We start from the raw sequence: 14,539 nt of genomic DNA on the forward strand, positions 1-14,539 counted from the left end.
TGACAATAAATCCATTGATCGCATAATTGTCTCAATATAGCGTGAATGTCAGCCCCTAAACAATCTGGAACTGCATATTGTACCGATACAATGTGCAGCCATATGGAGATGACCCTATGACCCTCGAATGGTATGTCACCCTGGTGGGATTCGCCCTGCTCACCTGCGGCACCCCGGGCCCGAACAATCTGATGCTGACCGCCTCCGGCGCCAACTTCGGGGTGCGCCGCACTCTGCCACACCTGATCGGGGTGGCCGTGGGTCAACCCGTGCTGCAGCTGGTGCTGGCGCTGGGGCTCTATCCTCTGTTCGAGCGCTGGCCCTTGCTGCGGCTGGGGCTGCAGATCTTCGGCAGCCTCTATCTGCTGTGGCTGGCCTGGCGCATCGCGGTGGCCGGTGCCCCCGGCGATCCGGCCAGATGGGCACGTCCGCTGACCCTGCTGGAGGGGCTGGGCTTCCAGTTCCTCAATCCCAAGGCCTGGATGATGGGCATCTCCGCCATCAGCCTGTTCAGCCTGGCGGGCACTGCCTACTGGCCGAGCCTGTGGGGTATCATGCTGATCTTCCCCCTGGTCGGCTTCCCCATCTGCTTTGTCTGGGTCCTGTTCGGTCACCAGCTCGGCAACTGGATCAGCTCTGATCGCGGCTGGCGCCGACTCAACGGCAGCCTGGGAGTGCTGACCGCCCTCTGCGTGGTGATGCTCTGGTATTAATGGCTGTCTGATTATTCATGCAAAGAAAATGCATCGGTGAGCTTGTCGTCAGGACGCTGACTCTGCATATTAGGACGCTTGCTCTATATCGATGAGGTTGAGATGGATCTGAACTGGTTGCTGCCCCTGGCGGGATTTGCCCTGATTACCTGTGGCACGCCGGGCCCCAACAACATGCTGCTCACCAGCGCCGGGGCCGCCCAGGGGTTTCGCCGCTCGGTACCGCTGCTGGTGGGGGTGGTCGGCGGCATCAACCTGATGATCCTGGCCACGGCGCTGGGACTCGGGGTGATGTTCGAGAAGCTGCCGCTGCTGCACGAGGGCCTCAAGCTCATCGGCTCGGCCTACCTGTTCTGGCTGGCCTGGAAGGTGGCGACCGCCAGCGGCCCGGCCGAGGGCAGCCGGCCTCTCATTCCGGCCCATCAGGGGGCCATGCTGCAACTGCTCAACCCCAAGGCCTGGATGATGGCGCTCTCCGCCATCAGCGGCTTCACCCTGGCGGGGGAGTCGTACTGGCCGTCCGCCGGCTGGGTGCTCGGCATCTTCTTCGTCACCGGCCTCTACACCGGTGCCTTCTGGGTGCTGTTCGGTGCCCAGGTGCGCCGACTCATCCGCACCGCCAGGGGCTGGCGTCGTTTCAACCGAACCATGGGGATCGCCACGGCGGCCTGCGTGCTGATGATCTGGATTTAGGCCCTCGGCCTTACCTTCTGTCTTGTTGGCCCTTCGGGGCCTTTTTTGTCTGTGGGTGGCCGTCACCCGATGTGAAAAGGAGCGGTTATGAAATGTATCGGTCTGCTGGGTGGCATGAGCTGGGAGTCCAGCGTCAGCTATTACCAGGCGCTCAATCGGGGCGTGCGGGCGCGACTCGGTGGTCTGCACTCGGCCAGGGTGTTGCTCAACAGCGTCGACTTCGCCGAGATAGAGCGGCTGCAGCACGCCGGTGACTGGCCCGCCACCGCCCGCCTGCTGGCGGCCGAAGCCCGTGCGCTGCAGGCGGGGGGCGCCGATTTCTTGCTGATCGGCACCAACACCATGCACAAGGTGGCGCCCGAGATAGCCGCCGCCATCGACATTCCGTTGCTGCACATCGCCGACGCCACCGCCCAGCGCTTGCTGGCCGATGGCGTGCAGCGGGTCGGGCTGCTCGGCACCTGCTTCACCATGGAGCAAGATTTCTACAAGGGGCGACTGGAAGATCAGTTCGGGCTGGAGGTGCTGGTGCCGCCGGCGGCCGAGCGGGAGCGGGTGCATCGCATCATCTATGACGAGCTCTGTCTGGGGCAGATCCTGGCGTCATCGCGGGCCGAATACCTGGCCATCATAGCGGCGCTGGCCGAGGCGGGGGCCCAGGCGGTGATCCTGGGCTGCACCGAGATAGCCCTGCTGATGGGGGAGGCGCAGGCCGCGGTGCCGCTCTACGACACCACCGCCATTCACGCCGACGCCGCAGTGGCGTGGGCGCTTGGCTGAAGGGGCCACCCAAAAAAGAGCAAAAAAGAGAGGCGCCGCGGCGCCTCTCTTTTTATTGGTGTGTAGTCAGGTCGGATCAGGCGTGGCTGTGCTCAGACATGGCTATACATGGCTTCGATCTCGTTCTGGTACTTGGCCTCGATGATCTTGCGGCGCAGCTTCATGGTCGGGGTGATCTCCCCCAGCTCCATGGAGAAGGCGCTCGGCAGCAGGGTGAACTTCTTCACCTGCTCGAACTTGGCCAGCTCCTGCTGCAGCTCATGGATGCGTGACTCGAAGAACTCCACCACCCGGGAGTGGCGCAGCAGCTCGGTCTTGCACTGGTACTGCAGGTTGATGGAGCGGGCGTACTCCTCCAGCGACTCGAAGCAGGGTACGATCAGCGCCGACACGAAGTGGCGGGCGTCGGCGACGATGGCGATCTGCTCGATGAAGCGATCCTTGCCGAGGGTGCCCTCCACCAGCTGCGGTGCCACGTACTTGCCGTTGGAGGTCTTCATCAGCTCCTTCAGCCGCTCGGTGAAGTAGATGTTGCCCTCGGCGTCCAGCTCGCCCGCATCGCCGGTGCGCAGGAAGCCATCCTCGGTCATCACCTCGGCGGTGGCCTCCGGCTTGTTGTAGTAGCCGCGCATCACGGTGGGGGAGCGCACCAGCAGCTCGTTGTTCTCCCCCAGCTTCACCTCGATGCCGCCAAGCGGCGTGCCGATGGAGCCCAGCCTGAACTGTTGATCCTCATAGCAGCAGACGGTGGCCGTGGTCTCGGTCATGCCGTAGCCGTACTTGAGGTTGAGCCCCATGGCCTGGAAGAAGAGGTTAACATCGTCGGCCAGGCGGGCGCCGGCCACCGGCAGGAAGCGGGTGCGGCCGCCGAAGCGGGCGCGCAGCTTGCGAAACACCAGCCGTTCGGCCAGGGCGAGCTTGGCGTAGAGCAGGGGGGAGGCGGACTTGCCGGCCTGACGGGTCGCCACCATCTGCTTGCCGACCCCGGTGGCCCAGCCGAACAGGGCGCGGCGCAGGCGCGGTGCCTGGGCGACCTTGGCCTGGATCATGGCATAGGCCTTCTCGTAGAGGCGCGGCACGGCGCACATCACGGTCGGCTTCACCTCGTCGATGACCTCCATCACCTTCTGGGGATCGCGGATGTAGACATTCTCGGCGCCGCAGTAGAGCACGTAGTAGGTCCAGGCGCGCTCGAACACGTGGCTGAGCGGCAACATGCAGAGCGACACATCCTGCTCGTTCAGATCCAGGCGGCTGTCATGCATCTCGAAGCAGGCGGCGATGTTGGCGAAGTCGAGCATGACGCCCTTGGGCTCGCCGGTGGTGCCCGAGGTGTAGATCAGGGTCAGCAGATCATCCATCCGGTAGCGGCATTCGCGCTCGCGCAGCACCAGCTCGCTTGGCTGATGGTTGCCGGAGACCAGGAAGGTCTGGAAGTGACTGGCCTGCGCGCAGCCGCGCAGATCGACGCCGCCATCGAGGGCGACGAGCTGGCTGATCTCGCCCTCATTCAACAAGACGAGGGCCTGATCGAACTGTTGCTGCTCGCCCACGAACAGCAGCTTGATGCCGGCGTCGCGCACTATGTAGCGCAGTTGGTCCAGGGTGCTGGTGGGGTAGATGGGCACGCTGACCCCGCGGGCGGCGAGGATGCCGAGATCGGCCTGGGTCCACTCCGGCATGTTGCGAGCATAGATGCCGACCATCTCGGTGGGCTGGTGGCCGGCCCGGATCAGGGCCTGGGCGCAATAGTCCATCGCCTGTCCCAGGGTGCGCCAGCCGATGGCACGCCATTGGCCATCCTGCTGGACGCGCAAGGCGGCCTTGTTGCCAAGACGGGCAATGCGCTCACGCATCAGTCGAACCAGATGAAGCTGCGACATGGTCAATCATCCTCAAGTAACAGTTGTACGCCCGTGAGGGCACTAAAAATCGGACTGGAGTTTAAACTCTACCATTCCGGCTTACAAGTGTGCGCTGTTTGCTTGGGATCACAAAGTCGTCAAGTCGGTTTGGCTCAGGCATGATGGGGGCTGACAGACTGGATTCGTTCAGGGAGGTGTGCCATGAGTGTCGGGATCAAGAGCCTGGTTACTGGGGTCTTGCTGGTACTGGCGGGCGCCGGCGCGCTCTGGTTCGTCCTGGGGCCACCGGCCGGGGAGGACAATCCCTGGCTCAGCGGGGCCGAGGGCTATGAGCAGGCGCAGCAACGGGCGCTGAGCGAGGGTTACCCCCTGCTCTATGTGATAGAGCACGCCAAGTGTCGACGCTGCAAGACGCTCGATGCCCTGCTGTGGCGCGCCCCCGAGATGCAATCCACCCTGGCCGGCCTGGTCAAGGTGCGGCTCAACCCGGATGCGGGGGATGGCAGCGAGCACATACTGCGCCGCTTCCCGCCGGTGGCGACGCCGCCAGGCGTCTATATCCAGCGACCGGGAGAGCCGCTTCGGCCCATCAAGATAGTGGTGGATCTGCAGCAGGTCTGGATGCCCGGAGTCACCTACGGCCGCGGCTTCTTCATGCCGCTCTCGGGGGCCGGTTTCGACGCCGTGCTGCGGGTGACCCTCAGCCTGGAAGACCCGGCCATCGACAATGCGCCGCTGCCTTAGCTAAGAGAAAGGCTCAGCCGAAGTCGAACAGCCGTGACATCAGCACGGCGTCTTCCCTGTCCTGGCCGGTGCCGTAGTAGTCGGCGCGGCGGCAATATTCGGCGAAGCCTTCACTCTCGTAGAGGGATATGGCGCGCTTGTTGCCGGCGCGTACCTCCAGGAACCAGGCCTCGGCGCTCTTGGCCTTGCTGCGGGCGAGGTACTCCTTGAGCAGTGCGCGACCCAGCCCCTTGCCCTGAAAATCGGGGTGGACGCAGATGTTCATCAGTGAGCTGTCGCCCGCCACCAGATCCGCGATATAGAAGCCGGCGGGGCGCCCCTCTACCAGCATCAGGCCATTGAGATAGCGCGGCCCGAAGCAGGAGAGCAGGTTGGCCTGGCTCCAGGGCTCCTGGTGGGCGGCCTGCTCTATGGGGTAGATCAGCTCGAAATCGGTGTCGAGCAGGGGGCGAAAGCTGGGCATGGGGTCAGACATGGGAACTCCGGATCGGATTCGTGCTTGCGAGCGGGGCCGCGGCCATGCCATGGTCTTGGCACTAGGGGCCCGGGGTCGCAAGCCGGGATGAGTAAGACGGCATAGGGGCCGGCAGGCCGCTGATCGGTTGGCTCAGCCGGGCGTGTGCTGGCGCAGCTGCTGCCACAGCGCCCGCTTCTGGGCCGCATCCGGGGTCAGCGGGCAGATCAGGGCGTCGGGCCAGCGCGCATCGGCGGCCGTCAGCCAGAGCCGGGGCGGAGTCAGCCCCTCGGGCAGCCGATCCAGCACCGCGACCTCGTCGGTGCGGATGCCGAGCCACTGGCAGATGTCCGCCAGCAAGCTCGGGGCGGGCCGCCCGGGGGCCAGCAGCCAGAGCTTGCCTTCGGGCATCACCGCTACCGCCGGCGTGCGGGCTGCGCTATCTTCCTGAACGGGCTGAACGGGCGCGGGCGCGTCACCCAGCAGGGTCGGCACTCTCAGTTGCCAGCTCGGTATGCCCATCCGGGCCAGGATGCGCTGACGCAAAGGGTCCAGCAGGGGATCTTGCATGGCGAAGGCTCACTCTTGATCTGCGTTGGGGTAAATCGTGACGGGCAGAGTACACTTTCGCGGGTTTTGCTGCACCCCGGAGTTTGCGTTTGATCCTACGGGCTCAAGCCGTCATGGGGATGCGGCGCACGCCAGCCCATGTTTACGGGTAGATGCGATCCCTCTGATTCGCTATGTTAACCCTGTTTCCCGGCGCCCTGCGGCGGGGATGACCAGAATCAACAGACCATTGCAGTGGTGCAGGGCCAGAGGCCGGACTGCGCAGCCACTCATGACCACCCAGCTTCGGAACCGTGCCTATGCCGCCTTTAGCCCAGAATACTGTTCGTGCCGTCCCCATTCATGAGCGTCTGCCCAGATTGCTGGCGGCCCTCGGCGAGGGACTCTACGAGCGGCAGGACGCCTTGCGGCTCGGTCTGCTGGCCGCCCTCAGCGGTGAGAGCGTCTTCCTGCTGGGCCCGCCCGGTATCGCCAAGAGCCTGATCGCCCGCCGTCTCAAGCTGGCCTTCCACGATGCCCGCCACTTCGAATACCTGATGACCCGCTTCAGCACGCCGGAGGAGGTGTTCGGCCCGCTCTCCATCCAGGCGCTCAAGGAGGATGGCAAGTACCTGCGGCTGACCCGCGGCTACCTGCCGGAGGCCGAGGTGGTGTTCCTCGACGAGATCTGGAAGGCGGGCCCGGCCATCCTCAACACCCTGCTCACCGCCATCAACGAACGCCAGTTCCGCAACGGCGACAGCCAGCACCCCATCCCCATGCGGCTGCTGGTGACTGCCTCCAACGAGCTGCCCGCGCCGGACAGCGGCCTGGAGGCGCTCTACGATCGCATGCTGGTGCGGATCTGGATGGACAGGGTGCAGGAGAAATCCAACTTCCAGGCCATGCTGGCGAGCGATGGCCAGTCCAGGCAGAACCTGCCGTCCTCGATCCAGATCCAGGGGGAGGAGTATGAGGCCTGGCAGGAGCAGATCGAGCAGGTGCGGCTGCCCGCCGCCTGCTTCGAGCTCATCTATCAACTGCGCCAGCAGCTCGACAGCCAGCTCGGCCATAGCTGCTACGTGTCGGATCGACGCTGGAAGAAGGCGGTGCGGCTGATCAAGGCGAGCGCCTTCTTCAACGGTCGCGACGAGGTCGCCCCGCTGGATCTGCTGCTGTTCAAGGATTGCCTCTGGCACGATGAGGCCTCCCGCACCGCCCTGCTGGAGATGATCGGCGAGTTTTCCCGCCTCTACGGCTACCAGCAGCTGGCCATGACCCGTCAGCTGCTCTCCCTGCGCGAGCAGTTCAAGCAGCTGAAGGGGGCCGTGTCCCAGCGGCTCGGCTGCAAGGCGGTCAAACGCAAGCAGTGGTTCGGCCGCCGCGCCCGTGGCATGCAGCTGCCGCTGCTCAACGCCAAACCCTTCGGCAAGCAGGTGCACTTTCACCTGCTCACGCCGGCCCCGCTCGATGGCGGCGACCCCGAGCGCCTGACCGAGACCCTCACCTTCGATCGCACCCTGCTCTCTCACTGGCACCCCACCGGCGAGGCGCTGGTGGGCTGGCAGCTTGGCAATCCCAAGGAGGGCCACTACGAGCTGGTGCTGGATGAGCAGCTACGGCTGCACGTGCTGGATATCCAGCGCCAGCCGGTGCCTCTGGTGCTGGTGGAGCGGACCGCGATCCCTGAGCTGGTGATCACCCCCTGGCAGGCCGAGCTGGACGTCCTGGCCGCCGAGGTGGGCAAGGTGCAGCAGGCCCTCAAGGGGCAGCGCAGCCTGTTCGAGCGCCATCAGCAGCACCTGTTCATCGGCGATCACTGGCTGCAGCAGGTGGAAGACAGCTTCTTCGTGCTGAACCGGGATCTGGACCTGCTGCGCGGCGATCTGCTGCAGTGGCGGGATCGCCTGCCCAGGCTGGATGCGTGAGGCTGACCATGGGTGACGCGACTGCAATGAGCAAGCCGGGGCCGTGCCTGTGCAGCTGATGGCGCGGGATAGCGGGATGAGGGCTCATCATGCTTGAGATCGGCATGATGGATCTCGGGCTCCTCATGGGGGAGGGGGAGCTGGCGGGGGAGATGGCGCTGCTGCTGGCCTCGACCCCCAAGATCTCCGAATTCCTCAAGCGCTCCCCGCTGCAGGGCAAGCTGCTCAAGAAACGCATCCAGAGCTGGAGTGAACAGCTCGGCGAGGAGATGCGCCACAAGCCGGTGCCGGTGGCGCTGGAGCGGGAGTATCTGCTCTATCAGGCCCATCGCTTGCTGCCCCTGTCCGAACTGGTGGGGCGCCTGCCCAGCCTGCTGGAGGCGCTGGAGCAGCACAGCCCCTTCGCCGGCGATGCCCGCAGCTTGGTGCGCCAGATCATGGTGCAGCCGACCGAGAGCCTGCGTCAGCTGTTCATCGAGAAGTGGCGGGGCAGCCTGGTGGGCAGCCTGTTGCAGCTACAGCAGCAGATCGCCGAGGCGGAGCGGGAGAAGCAGCGCCAGGAGATAGAGGATCAGCTGCTGGCGAACCGCACCCTGGCCGATGCCCTGGATCCGCACCAGATCTCCGCCGGCGGTCTCTGGGATCTGGCCCAGGGCAGCTGGCACAAGCGCAGCCTGGTGCTGGTGAAGCAATATGCCCGCATGTTGCAGCAGGAGCCCCTGCTGGCGGAGATCGCGGCCCTGCTGGGGCGCAGCGAGCGGGATCGGCGCACCGACGCCCGGGTCCTGCCGCCGGTGCCGGTGCACGAGCTGGAGGAGGTGCAGACCGACGACGTGCCGGACGATCTGGTGGGGGTGCATCCCGCCAACGATCTGATGCGGCTGCTGCCGAGCGAGGCGGTGATGCTGGCCCTGCCTGAGCTGGAGCTGGAGTTCTATCGCCGCTATCTGGAGCGGCGCCTGCTCAGCTACCAGTCGCGGGGCACCCTGCCACGCCAGCGTCTCATGCTGCGCAGCCCGGAGCAGGGCGGGCAGGAGCCGCAGCCGCGCGGCCCCTTCATCGTCTGTGTCGATACCTCGGGCTCCATGGGCGGCTACCCGGAGGAGTGCGCCAAGGCGCTGTTCCTGGCCCTGCTCAAGGTGGCGATGGACGAGCAGCGAGGCTGCTATCTGATGCTGTTCTCCACCGAGGTGGCGACCCTGGAGATCACCGCCGAGACCGGGCTCGACAAGGCGGAACGCTTCCTCTCCATGAGTTTTCACGGCGGTACCGATCTGGTGCCCTGTCTCGAGAAGGCGCTGATCCGGCTCGAACAACCGGACTTTGCCAAGGCCGATGTGCTGGTGATCTCGGACTTCATCGCCCAGAGCCTGCCCCATGCCCTGCTCGATCGCATGAACCAGCGGCGCAAGCAGGGGACCCGCTTCCATGCCGTCGCCATGTCCAGGCACGCCAAGGCGGCGATCCTGCGGGTGTTCGACAACAGCTGGCTGCTCGACTGCGGCCTGCGTGGCCGCCTGCTGCGGCGCTGGCAGAGAAAATAGATTTTATTATTTTATCTTTTTTGAGAGTCTTAAAAATATAACAAATTGCCTCAGTGTAATGTTTTTTTAATATTAGCAATAAATATTGAAAGCTATTTTTATCTAGTATTTCCCATAGGTGGTATATTATCGTTAAGGGAGTCTGGCAATGAGGTTTATTATGGCGCGCTCTCTATTTGGTAATGAACTAATTAGGGGGTAAATATTATCTTTTTTGCCGATCAAAGATGAGTTTCTACCTTTAGAAACGCATCTTTCTCTTACTATAGACAGGCCAAATAAATTGGCCTAGAACCCTTGTCCTAGCTGACATGTGATAGCAAGAAGGAGGCATAACAACTGCTCCGTCTTTTAGTCATAGAACTATGCGGCTCGGGGTTAACGCTCTCTTAACTGAATAATATTAGCTAATTGAGGTCCCTTAGTTCTTCATTAGATCAATGAAATAGGGCGTTGCGACTTTCTAGCAACTCCCATACGTGACGGATTCGCCAACGTTGCGTTATCTTTCGAATACTTCGCTCGCATTTCACCCGTAAGAGTGAACAGGCGAGCGATAAATTCGCTATCGCGAATAGCTCCTGCTTCATGCATTTCTACTAAATCCTTAATTGCTTTAATTTGATTGTTCATTTTATAGTCTCGCTGATTAATTTAATGAAGTAGTTAATTCCAGCTCTTGATTCCGAAGAGAATCAACAGATTGAAATTACAATAATTAAATTACATTGGCAACGTTAAATGTTTAAATAAATGCCGAGATGGATTTACATTGGCGTTGTTTCCCAAATCAGCCATCAAGGCATTACTTCCTCAACCCCAAGTGACCGCTACATACGGGGCTTTCTGACAGGTAGACCAAGGGCGTTCAGTTTGTCTATCGCGCTCATACATGCCATTACTTCTCCCACTTGGCCGTTGTAGTTACGCAGACTGATTTTTCTGTTATCAACTGTTTAAACCGGCACATCACCGTCTCAGCCAGTGAATGACGGTGATACCTCGGCACCAGCTTCCAGTGAGCCAGTCCTTGTTTGAGCATCACCAACACAGCCTCATTTCTCAGATGTTCCTTTTTCCATCGCCCCGCATTCTTGCGAGGCGATATAAAGACGGTAACTCCTTTACGAGCTATCAGCTGATGGCTTTGCTGTCATAGGCGGCATCCAGCTTCTCACGGGCATCCTCGGCCACCCGCTTCAGGCGCTCATTCTCCTGCAGCAGCCTGTCATAGGCCTCCCGCAGCTCTTCATATGTCATCCATAGGCCCTTACCCGTTCCAGCTTTGTCTATAGTCGATGCAGATTTTCCTCCTGTAAAGAATGAGATAGCGGGAGTGAGAGCGAGTCGATGCTGGTTGTCAGCGCCCTGTGGTGACTGTGCGGCCACCACAGGGCGGGATATGATGGGCATCTGCATTGCGTCAGCGCTATCGAATGGGGAAACGGAACCGGCATGAAGATCCTGATGAACCTGATCCTGCTGCTCGGGCTGTGCGCCACCCCGGCCCAGGCGGCCCAGGCCCTGCTCGCGGAACCCGCGCTGTCCCGGGAGCTGCAGCAACTGGAGGACGATTTTCATCCCGCCAGGGAGTTTCGGGAGCGGGTCGCCAGCCTGGTGGCCCAGAGTGACAGCTACCCACCGGACGTGCAGGGGCGGATCGCCCGCCTGCAGTGCTGGGCCATGCCCGCCGAGCGGGACAGCGAATACCGGCGCATCGTGGCCTTCGCCAGCCAGGAGCTGGCCAGCGCCCGCGCCCGCAAGGACAGGATCACCGAGAGCGGCCTGCTCGCCTGCCGCGCCCTCCATCAACAGCTGCTCGGCAACATGGCCCAGGCCAGTCAGGATTACGACGACGGGCTGACCCTGGCGCGCCGGCTGGGGGATGACCGGCAGCGCGCCGATATCCTCAGCCTGCGTGGCGAGATGTACTCCTATCAGGGGGAGATGGCCGAGGGGCTGATGGAGCTGATAGATGCCCATCGGCGCTACGAGGATCTCGGGCTGGACAACAAGGGGCGCGAGGTGCTGGCCAAGATCGCCAACGCCTATCGCCGGATGGGGCTCTATGAGCGGGCGGAGGGCTACTTTCAGGAGCTGGAGCACGACTACCGCAGCCGCAACGAGCAGGAGCACCTGATCGACATCCACTCCCAGCAGGGGCTGCTCTACAGCGAGATGGGGGAATATGACAGGGCCCTGCCCCTGCTGTCCCGGGCCGAGCAGTTTTACCAGGCCCAGCATCGGGACGGGATGCTGGCCTGGAGCCAGATCGAGATGGCGACCATCTTGCTCAACCAGGGCAAGACGGCGGAGGCCATGAGCAAGCTGGAGCAGGCCTCCTCGCTGCTGAACCAGCGGGAGGGGGCCGACACCGTGACCCGCGGTCACTGGCACATAGTGATGGCCATGGTGCTGGATGCCATGGGGCAGTCGGCCAAGGCGCTGGCGCACCTGGCGCAGGCCGAGCCGATCTTCGGCAGGGAGCAGAACCTGCGCTTCCTCGCCTGGGTCCACGAGGTGCGGGCCAGGGTGCTGGAGCGACAGGGGCGCATCAAGGAGGCGCTGGCCAGCCTCAAGCAGTTCGTGAAGGCCAATCAGGATCTCGAGCGGGTGCTGCAGGAGCAGCGCTCCTTGCAGATGCGCTTCGAATTCGATCTGGCTCGCAAGGAGCTGGAGAACCAGACCCTCAAGACCAAGCAACTGCTGCAGGAGGAGAAGCTCAAGCAGCTGCAGGAGCGACGGCAATGGCAAGCGCTGGTGGCTGGGCTGTTGGTGCTGGTGATGGCCATGCTGGTGCTCTATCAGCTCGGCCGCACCCGCAAGATGCGCCGGCTCGCCATGACAGATGAGCTCACCGGCATCCACAACCGGCGCCAGATCCAGGCCAAGGGGCGCAAATGGTTCAGCCAGGCGCGCGAGAGCGGCAAGCCGCTGTGCGTGCTGCTGCTGGACATCGACCACTTCAAGCGGGTCAACGACCGGCTGGGCCACCACGTCGGCGATCTGGTGCTGACCGCCGTGGCCCAGTGCATCGAGGATCAGCTGCGCAGCCTGGACAGGGTGGGGCGCAACGGCGGCGAGGAGTTCCTGGTGCTGCTGCCGGAGACCCGGCTCGACGAGGCGGCCGAGGTGGCGGAGCGGATCCGGCTCGAGGTCGCCCGGCTGCGCATCGAGGGGGTCCCAGAGGATCATCCGATCCGGGTCAGCATCGGCTGTGCCCAGTACCGGCCGCAGGACGACAACCTGGGGGAGCTGATCCGCCGCGCCGACGAGGCCATGTACAAGGCCAAGCAGACCGGGCGCAACCGGGTGGTGAAGGCCGAATGATCCCGCCAAGGCGGCGTCCCGCGCCCCCATCATACCGGGCTGGGTATTTTTCACTCGCGCGGGTATAATGTCGCGCAATTTTGCTTTGGCTCAGGCGAGAAAACCCATGTAACGCAACGCTCCTCCTTCTTTCCACCGGCTTGGCCAGATGCCAGCCAGCGTGGTGCTGTTGCGTGTATGTGTGCCGTGAGTTGAATGCGGCAGCCCGGATTTATTCCCACGGTGGCCAAGGCCACCGCTCAATAGAAGAACGTCGAATCATGTCAGCTGAATTTCTGAGTGAAGTCTCCAAGAGACGCACCTTTGCGATCATCTCGCACCCGGATGCGGGTAAAACCACCATCACCGAGAAAGTCCTGCTGTTCGGACAGGCCATTCAGCGCGCCGGTACCGTCAAGGGCCGTGGCTCAGGCCAGCATGCCAAGTCCGACTGGATGGAGATGGAGAAGCAGCGCGGTATCTCCATCACCACCTCGGTGATGCAGTTCCCCTACAGCGAGTGTCTGGTCAACCTGCTCGATACCCCGGGTCACGAGGACTTCTCCGAAGATACCTACCGTACTCTCACAGCCGTGGATTGTTGCCTGATGGTCATCGATGCCGCCAAGGGTGTCGAAGACCGTACCCGCAAGCTGATGGAAGTGACCCGGCTGCGCGATACCCCCATCCTCACCTTCATGAACAAGATGGACCGCGAAGTGCGCGATCCCATGGAAGTCATGGACGAGGTGGAGCGCGAGCTGAAGATCATGTGCGCCCCCATCACCTGGCCCATCAGCTGCGGCAAGTCCTTCAAGGGGGTCTATCACCTCTACAAGGACGAGACCTACCTGTACCAGACCGGTCAGGGCCACACCATCCAGGAGAAGCGGGTGGTGAAGGGGCTGCACAACCCCGAGCTGGATGCCGCCATCGGTGAAGACCTGGCGGCCCAGCTGCGCGGCGAACTGGAGCTGGTGCAGGGCGCCTCCCCCGAGTTCGATCACGAGGCCTTCATCGCTGGCGAGATGACCCCGGTCTTCTTCGGTACCGCGCTCGGTAACTTCGGTGTCGACCACATGCTGGACGGTCTGACCGACTGGGCGCCGTCCCCCATGCCGCGCAAGGCCGAGAGCCGTATCGTTGCCGCCACCGAGGAGAAGTTCTCCGGCTTCGTGTTCAAGATCCAGGCGAACATGGATCCGAAACACCGCGACCGCATCGCCTTCATGCGCATCGTCTCCGGCACTTACAGCAAGGGCATGAAGATGCGCCACGTGCGCATCGGCAAGGACGTGAACATCTCCGACGCCGTCACCTTTATGGCCGGTGATCGCGAGCAGGCCGTCGAGGCCTGCGCCGGCGACATCATAGGGCTGCACAACCACGGCACCATCCAGATCGGCGACACCTTCACCCAGGGTGAGGATCTGAAGTTCACCGGTATCCCGAACTTCGCTCCCGAGCTGTTCCGCCGCATCCGCCTGCGCGACCCGCTCAAGCAGAAGCAGCTGCTCAAGGGGCTGGTCCAGCTCTCCGAAGAGGGTGCGGTGCAGGTGTTCCGTCCGCTCATCAGCAACGATCTCATCGTCGGTGCGGTCGGTGTGCTGCAGTTCGATGTGGTGGTTTCGCGTCTGAAGAGCGAGTACAACGTCGAGGCCCTGTACGAGGCGGTCAACGTCTCCACCGCCCGCTGGGTGGAAGGGACCGACGTCAAGAAGTTCGAGGAGTTCAAGCGCAAGAACGAGCTGAACCTGGCGCTGGATGGCGGTGACAACCTCACCTACATAGCCCCGACCATGGTCAACCTGCGCCTGGCCCAGGAGCGTCACCCTGACGTGCAGTTCCGCCAGACTCGCGAGCACTGATACGCCGCGATGCCGTGATCACGGATAAACAAGACCCCGCCTCGGCGGGGTCTTTGCTTTATGGGGTTCTCGGGCGTCGGTCAGGGGCGCCG

At 62.9% G+C, this 14,539-nt stretch carries 12 protein-coding genes and 2 pseudogenes; 8 read left to right on the forward strand and 6 right to left on the reverse strand.

Annotated features, from left to right (window positions below; all coding sequences use genetic code 11):
- Positions 1 to 116: 116 nt before the first annotated feature.
- From EL255_RS03775 to EL255_RS03785, 3 genes are all read left to right on the forward strand, one after another.
- Positions 117 to 713 carry a LysE family translocator gene (locus EL255_RS03775; protein WP_042651810.1) on the forward strand — a complete coding sequence of 199 codons (597 nt, stop codon included), beginning with the start codon at positions 117 to 119 and terminating at the stop codon, positions 711 to 713.
- A 102-nt stretch (positions 714 to 815) separates the two neighbouring features.
- Positions 816 to 1,406, forward strand: coding sequence for a LysE family translocator (locus tag EL255_RS03780; RefSeq protein ID WP_042651828.1), 591 nt, complete (start codon positions 816 to 818; stop codon positions 1,404 to 1,406).
- A gap of 87 nt (positions 1,407 to 1,493) precedes the next feature.
- Positions 1,494 to 2,186: an aspartate/glutamate racemase family protein gene (locus EL255_RS03785; RefSeq protein WP_042651811.1), complete on the forward strand. Its 693-nt coding sequence runs from the start codon at positions 1,494 to 1,496 to the stop codon at positions 2,184 to 2,186.
- Between the two features lie 92 nt (positions 2,187 to 2,278).
- Here the strand turns inward: EL255_RS03785 and EL255_RS03790 are convergent, their stop codons facing one another.
- Positions 2,279 to 4,069 (reverse strand): AMP-dependent synthetase/ligase, encoded by a 1,791-nt coding sequence (locus EL255_RS03790; protein WP_042651812.1) that lies wholly within the window; start codon positions 4,067 to 4,069, stop codon positions 2,279 to 2,281.
- 183 nt (positions 4,070 to 4,252) lie between these two features.
- Between EL255_RS03790 and EL255_RS03795 the strand changes: the two genes are divergently transcribed.
- Positions 4,253 to 4,795, forward strand: a complete 543-nt coding sequence (locus EL255_RS03795; RefSeq protein ID WP_042651813.1) for a thioredoxin domain-containing protein — start codon at positions 4,253 to 4,255, stop codon at positions 4,793 to 4,795.
- Positions 4,796 to 4,808: 13 nt separating this feature from the next.
- On the opposite strand, the gene rimI is transcribed toward EL255_RS03795, so the two are convergent.
- Together rimI and EL255_RS03805 are read right to left on the reverse strand one after the other, a co-directional pair.
- On the reverse strand, positions 4,809 to 5,258 hold the full coding sequence (gene rimI / locus EL255_RS03800) for a ribosomal protein S18-alanine N-acetyltransferase (RefSeq protein ID WP_042651829.1): 450 nt from the start codon (positions 5,256 to 5,258) through the stop codon (positions 4,809 to 4,811).
- A gap of 144 nt (positions 5,259 to 5,402) precedes the next feature.
- Complete coding sequence (locus tag EL255_RS03805; protein ID WP_042651814.1) at positions 5,403 to 5,819, reverse strand: DNA polymerase III subunit psi; 417 nt, start codon at positions 5,817 to 5,819, stop codon at positions 5,403 to 5,405.
- A gap of 299 nt (positions 5,820 to 6,118) precedes the next feature.
- Here EL255_RS03805 and EL255_RS03810 point away from each other — a divergent pair, with 299 nt between their 5' ends.
- Together EL255_RS03810 and viaA are read left to right on the forward strand one after the other, a co-directional pair.
- Positions 6,119 to 7,726, forward strand: a complete 1,608-nt coding sequence (locus EL255_RS03810) for an ATPase RavA domain-containing protein (RefSeq protein ID WP_042651815.1) — start codon at positions 6,119 to 6,121, stop codon at positions 7,724 to 7,726.
- Positions 7,727 to 7,815: 89 nt separating this feature from the next.
- On the forward strand, positions 7,816 to 9,270 hold the full coding sequence (gene viaA / locus EL255_RS03815; RefSeq protein ID WP_042651816.1) for an ATPase RavA stimulator ViaA: 1,455 nt from the start codon (positions 7,816 to 7,818) through the stop codon (positions 9,268 to 9,270).
- Between the two features lie 432 nt (positions 9,271 to 9,702).
- Here the strand turns inward: viaA and EL255_RS03820 are convergent, their stop codons facing one another.
- The 3 genes and pseudogenes from EL255_RS03820 to EL255_RS21420 all read right to left on the reverse strand — a co-directional run.
- Entirely contained in the window at positions 9,703 to 9,903 is a 201-nt protein-coding gene (locus EL255_RS03820) for a hypothetical protein (protein ID WP_126623263.1), read from the reverse strand.
- Positions 9,904 to 10,100: 197 nt separating this feature from the next.
- Positions 10,101 to 10,417, reverse strand: a pseudogene (locus EL255_RS03825) (IS5/IS1182 family transposase); the annotation flags it as partial.
- Positions 10,411 to 10,530, reverse strand: a pseudogene (locus EL255_RS21420) (diguanylate cyclase); the annotation flags it as partial. The pseudogenes EL255_RS03825 and EL255_RS21420, both read right to left, overlap by 7 nt.
- 195 nt (positions 10,531 to 10,725) lie before the next feature.
- Here EL255_RS21420 and EL255_RS03830 point away from each other — a divergent pair.
- Positions 10,726 to 12,600 carry a diguanylate cyclase gene (locus EL255_RS03830; RefSeq protein WP_232018900.1) on the forward strand — a complete coding sequence of 625 codons (1,875 nt, stop codon included), beginning with the start codon at positions 10,726 to 10,728 and terminating at the stop codon, positions 12,598 to 12,600.
- Positions 12,601 to 12,857: 257 nt separating this feature from the next.
- Entirely contained in the window at positions 12,858 to 14,447 is a 1,590-nt protein-coding gene (gene prfC / locus EL255_RS03835) for a peptide chain release factor 3 (protein WP_126623457.1), read from the forward strand.
- Positions 14,448 to 14,539 lie beyond the last annotated feature (92 nt).

It is taken from the genome of Aeromonas encheleia (assembly GCF_900637545.1).
Taxonomy (GTDB): domain Bacteria; phylum Pseudomonadota; class Gammaproteobacteria; order Enterobacterales; family Aeromonadaceae; genus Aeromonas; species Aeromonas encheleia.